The 4,684-nt window shown below is 31.9% G+C and carries 5 protein-coding genes; all 5 read right to left on the bottom strand.

What is annotated here, in order from left to right; translation table 11 throughout:
- Positions 1-138: 138 nt before the first annotated feature.
- Complete coding sequence (locus tag DIU01_RS13415; protein WP_290835267.1) at positions 139-1,494, bottom strand: CsgG/HfaB family protein; 1,356 nt, start codon at positions 1,492-1,494, stop codon at positions 139-141.
- Between the two features lie 3 nt (positions 1,495-1,497).
- Positions 1,498-1,899, bottom strand: coding sequence for a curli production assembly/transport component CsgF (locus DIU01_RS13410; protein ID WP_290835265.1), 402 nt, complete (start codon positions 1,897-1,899; stop codon positions 1,498-1,500).
- 3 nt (positions 1,900-1,902) lie between these two features.
- Positions 1,903-2,625 carry a CsgE family curli-type amyloid fiber assembly protein gene (locus DIU01_RS13405; RefSeq protein ID WP_290835263.1) on the bottom strand — a complete coding sequence of 241 codons (723 nt, stop codon included), beginning with the start codon at positions 2,623-2,625 and terminating at the stop codon, positions 1,903-1,905.
- 3 nt (positions 2,626-2,628) lie between these two features.
- A complete protein-coding gene (locus tag DIU01_RS13400) occupies positions 2,629-3,135 on the bottom strand; it encodes a hypothetical protein (protein ID WP_290835261.1) in 507 nt (168 codons plus the stop codon).
- 66 nt (positions 3,136-3,201) lie between these two features.
- Positions 3,202-4,320, bottom strand: a complete 1,119-nt coding sequence (locus DIU01_RS13395; RefSeq protein WP_290835259.1) for a hypothetical protein — start codon at positions 4,318-4,320, stop codon at positions 3,202-3,204.
- Between the last annotated feature and the right edge of the window lie 364 nt (positions 4,321-4,684).

The following is a 4,684-nucleotide window of genomic DNA, read 5'->3' as shown; positions in this document are numbered from 1 at the left end:
GAATGTGTCTTCTTTTACCACTTTTCCTTTTATTGATCCTTTGCCATCATCGCCAAGTTTTTCTTCACTACAAGAAAATAGGAAAATTAGTAAAACAAATGGGATATATTTTAATAGTTGATTCATAACAATGCCTTTTTATTTTTTTCCGAAGTAATACACAAATCCGATTCCTGCTCGCCAATAATTATCGTTTAATTTACCAGCCGAAATGTAATCTATTTCATCCGAAAAGGTTAAATTTTGTTCTCCAAAAACACGTACTCCAGCATTTTTAGCAAATAAATATTCTAGTCCAAATCCGAATTGGGTTTTCATATGATACTTAAGTATGTAGGATGTTCCAGCTGCGCCAAAACCAGCGTAAAAATAAGGAGTTAGCTTATCTTTTGGCAGTAGAAAAAATTCGGTATTTATATCAAATGAGCCGTAACTGTCGTCAAATTTATCTTTATTTGATAAACCAAAAAGTTGCAAAGAAGCTGAAAAATTAAAATAAGGACTCAAAGCAACTTTACCACTCGCGCGAACAAAATGTTTAGCCTGCGGATTTTCATAATCGCTATCGATGTAAGTTACACCTGACGCAAAATCGACTCCGTATTTTTTTCTAATTTTATTAGTTGTTCTTCCATAAAGAAGCGCAGCATCGGCATCGGTTTCTTCAACAGAATACTTTGCATATACTTTGTCCATTGTTTCTTTATCGGCAGTAGTTTTCCAAATTCCGTCTTGAATTCCTTCAATAACTAATGATTCTACCGCTTTTTCAATAGCTTCTGTAACTGCAAGATGCACTGGCTCGTTTTTGGTAAAACCAGTTTCAACTTCTAGCAATCGTTTGAAGCTAACATATCTAAACAAACTCGCATCAATGGCTTGTGAAAGAATAGTTTTAGAAACATAAACTGTTTTTAGAATTTCACCATTTGAAGTAGAAACCAATCGCAAATAAATTGAAATTCGATCTTGTCTGTAACGCGTAGATGAACCTGCTCCAAAATATCTCGCACCAAAACCTCCAGTTATAATATTGCTATCATACGAAACGATTCCGCCTTCAAGAATTACTCCAGCGTACAATAATGGTGTAAGTTGTGTATCATTCGGATTGGCATTTTTTAGATACTCTTGTCTTGTAGAACGAATAATATTTCGCTCGTTAAGCAAGTTTCCAAGATTTTCTCTTTCAATAGGAATAAACCATTTAGAATCTTCTAATGCTTTAATTAAAATAGAACTTGCGCCTTGAGTAACTGCTGTACTAAAAGTACTTCCAGTTTCAAGAGCTTTATATTGACCTGTTTGATCTCTAAATTTATAAACGCCAACTACCACTTTGTCTTTTGGACTAGGAAGGTTTTTGAGCAATTTTGTAGCGCTAGTAGCTTCTCCTAAAGTTGCTTTTTGAACATCAACAGGTTGATTAAAATAGGCTCCGCAACTTGAAAATAGAAAAACTAATAATAGGCTTGTAATTTTTAATAACTTCATTTATTATGGATTTGGGATAATAACTTGAGTCTCTTCGCCGGTGACGGTATCTAAAATGTTTATTGTTAAACCTCCTGTGGATTGATAAACCTCAACAGAAAGACTTCCAAAAACATAATTACCCTCGGATATTCCGTCTTCACCAAATTGTTGGGTAAACAACGATCTAGAAACTTGATTTAATAATTGTGAATTTAAATTTTCTGTGAATCGTTCAATTTCTGAGCGTTCATCTTTTGGAGTTGCTTTATCTTTATACAAATTTTGAGATTCGGCAGAGCTTAATAGCCATTGATAATTGAAAGTATCACCGCCAAAAGCAGGGTTTCTTGGTTTATAAACTAACTCTTGTGCAAATGAAAAACCAGAAATAAAAAGAAAAAAAAGAAGTAATAATTTTTTCATAGTTTAATACCTAATTATTTGTTCACTTTGACGTTCTAAATTTTTAAAATGTTTAAAAACGGCATTAGCAGATTCTTGAGCCATATAGGTCAGATAGTCTTCATCTGGCTTAATTATAAACTCTGAAATCATATCTGTATCAACAAATATAGTCATTTTTGTGTTTCTACCAATTGTTAATTCTTCAACAAGTTTAACAATTTTATTAGCTTTCTTATTTATTTTACCATATTCTGTGTAAAATAAGTCGTAAAAGTCTTTACCAAATTTAGTTTTTGTTTCGTCAAATACTAATCCGGTTAACTCTAAACCATCGGCTGGTTGTTCTTTAATCTCTAGTGACTTTTTTTTTTCGCCAATAACAATTCGGTCTTTACCGATGATATTTCCTTTTTCGTCAAAAAGCAATAACAGTAGCGTTATTTCATCGTCTTTACTGGTGTTGATTTGAGTTTTAGATAAATCTTTAATTTGATTTGCTTCTAATGTTTCTCTTCCAGATTGTGCGTTGGTAGATTTATTTCCGTCTTTACCTCCATTTTTAATTACAGATAGTTTGTATGAAATTGATTTGTAAACATCGGTTAAATTTTCGGCAGTTCCTTTAATTATAATCAGATCTTCAGTGTAACTAACTTCAATTTTAGCTTTTACTTCTTTATTCATTGTTTGTGAAAAAGCGATAAAAGGTAAAATTAAATAGATATGAAGGAAAAATTTTTTCATGATTTATTTATTAAGAATTATAACCGAACCCGAATTTCCTGATTGATTTATGGTTAAATCTTTAGAAATACTATTTGCTCCAATATTGATAATATTTAAGTTATTTCCTGTTTGTGTAAAATTAGAATTGATTGTACTGTTGGTTGACAAATTAAAATCAATTACATTATTATTGAAACCTTGTTGCGACACAAATTGATTGATTTGATTGGCAGTTTTGTCTAAAAAAATAAAATTATCAGAACCATTTTGGTTTAGATTTACATTAGAATTAGACGAATTAATAGTGGTTCTAGCTTGATTGTTATCACCAATTTGCTGAATAAAAATGGCGTTTTGTGTAGTTACATTTGCAGCATTATTATTTTCTAGCGTAGAAAATTTAGAAAGTGTAAGTAAAGAATTTTGCTTATTACTAAAAACGGAAGAAAACTCATCTTGCTCTTCTTGAGCGAAACAAGTTCCTAATGAAAATAATAAAAGTATACCCGATAAAAGTTTGGTTTTCATGATTTTCATATAATTAATAAAGCAAGGCAGCTTTAAAAGAAAACTGCCTTACTCTATAGTTAAAATTTAGTTAGATTGTGTAACTGTTGACATGTTACTGTTACCAAGTTGAGTTACAGTACTTAGGTGTAAGCTACCAGATTGAGTAGTTGTTGCACTATTTCCATTACCAATTTGATCTACAAATGAATCATGATCACCAAGTCCATATTGAGAAGTAGTAGCTATATTATTATTACCTTGTTGGAAATGATCAGCAATGTTGTCATCACTATCACCACTCATAGAACCTTGAGTTTGAGTAGATGTATTGTTGTTTCCATTTTGCATAGAATAAGCATAGTTATCATCTCCTCTTTGAGTTTGAGTAGCTGTATTATTTGCTGAAGGATTCACTGCACTTGGAGTACCTTGATCAATTATTGCATCGTTACCATCTCCTATTTGAGTTTGGTAAGCATTGTTACCGTCTCCAAGAGCATTTGATTCATCATTTTGCCATACTTGTGCAAAGTTTCCGTTACCAACTTGTCTTTGGTCAGATTCTTGATCATTTTGTCCTTGAATAGAATTAGCTTGGTTGTTACTACCCGTTTGACGTTGTCTTGCGTAGTTTTCATTGCCTATTTGTTGTGCGTAGGCAGAGTTTAAACTTCCTGTTTGTTTTTGGTAAGATGTATTATCATCTCCATCTTGTAAAGCTGTTGCAGTATTACCAGAAGAACCATTTGGTCCAGAAGACTGATCTTGTTCTGCATCATTGTCATCTCCAATTTGAGTAACAAAAGCATCATTGTTGTCAAATCTTTGTTTTTGGATAGAAGTATTATCATCTCCATCTTGCGATGTTGTTGCATAGTTCGTTTGCGCTTGACCAACTCCTTGATCAATTGTAGCGTCATTTCTATCGCCAATTTGCAATACATAACCTTCGTTAGAATCTCCATGCTGACCAACATTAGCTTCGTTGTCTGCACCACTTTGATTAACACTTGCAATGTTCGATAATCCACTTAAAGGACCAACTGCACCATCTTGTACAACAACAGAGTTGTTAGAACTTCCTGCTTGTAACACAGTAGAACCATTTGAAGTTCCCGCTTGTGATACACTACTTGAATTTGCCTGAGCAAAAGCTACTGTTGTAGCTAGCATCAATGAGATGCTTAAAAACACATTTTTCATAATTTAAATAATTTGGTAAATGATTAAAATTAGGTTAGTGCTTTAGATTTGGGAAAAAATAAATTTAAACTAAACTTTAAAATTCAATCCCACAACGACGTCTTTTTGTAGAACTTGAACTACACAAAACTACGACAAGTGTTGTAAAGAAAATGTAAGTAATGCATTAAATTTATAAAAAATGTCAATATTTTCGATACATAATATTTATAGTCGCCAAAATACATCAAATTCTCAAAAATATAAGAATTTTACCTATGAAAGTGGAATATCACTACGTAAAAATACGTATACTAAATACAAAACAAAAAAATAAAGTACTGATTTTTAGGTATTTATATTTTATCGATTAATTACTAAAACT

The organism is Flavobacterium sp. (assembly GCF_003525665.1).
In the GTDB taxonomy this organism is placed as follows: domain Bacteria; phylum Bacteroidota; class Bacteroidia; order Flavobacteriales; family Flavobacteriaceae; genus Flavobacterium.
Note: the sequence above shows the minus strand (reverse complement) of the source record. Positions and strands in the feature narration are given on the sequence as shown.

What these genes read in the sequence shown, in the direction of transcription:
- DIU01_RS13415 (WP_290835267.1), bottom strand. Translation starts at nt 1,494, where the DNA reads ATGAAGTTATTAAAAATTACAAGCCTATTATTAGTTTTTCTATTTTCA.
- DIU01_RS13410 (WP_290835265.1), bottom strand. Translation starts at nt 1,899, where the DNA reads ATGAAAAAATTATTACTTCTTTTTTTTCTTTTTATTTCTGGTTTTTCA.
- DIU01_RS13405 (WP_290835263.1), bottom strand. Translation starts at nt 2,625, where the DNA reads ATGAAAAAATTTTTCCTTCATATCTATTTAATTTTACCTTTTATCGCT.
- DIU01_RS13400 (WP_290835261.1), bottom strand. Translation starts at nt 3,135, where the DNA reads ATGAAAACCAAACTTTTATCGGGTATACTTTTATTATTTTCATTAGGA.
- DIU01_RS13395 (WP_290835259.1), bottom strand. Translation starts at nt 4,320, where the DNA reads ATGAAAAATGTGTTTTTAAGCATCTCATTGATGCTAGCTACAACAGTA.